Origin of the sequence: Duganella levis (assembly GCF_009857605.1) — a bacterium.
Classification (GTDB): Bacteria; Pseudomonadota; Gammaproteobacteria; order Burkholderiales; family Burkholderiaceae_D; genus Rugamonas; species Rugamonas levis.
In genome coordinates this window covers 1-252 of sequence record NZ_WWCT01000103.1, presented here as the reverse complement: position 1 = coordinate 252, position 252 = coordinate 1, and the positions used below count along the sequence as shown (strand labels likewise).

Sequence of the window (252 nt, the reverse complement as noted above, 5' to 3'; positions counted from 1 at the left end):
GACGTTGATAGGTCAGGTGTGGAAGTGCAGTAATGCATTAAGCTAACTGATACTAATTGCCCGTACGGCTTGTCCCTATAACCTTGACGGTTATGCGCATTTACTCTGATGATGAGTGGTGCTACCCCAACACAAAACTTTACTTCTCCCAGATTCGCTGTGGCGCCCAATTGGCGGCGCCAGAGCACACAAGTCAAAGCTTGATGACCATAGTAAGTCGGTCCCACCCCTTCCCATCCCGAACAGGACCGT

At 50.4% G+C, this 252-nt stretch carries 1 rRNA gene; it reads left to right on the top strand.

The annotated features are described in order from the left end of the window. Positions 1–77, top strand: a 23S ribosomal RNA gene (locus GTP69_RS30995); the annotation flags it as partial. Positions 78–252 lie beyond the last annotated feature (175 nt).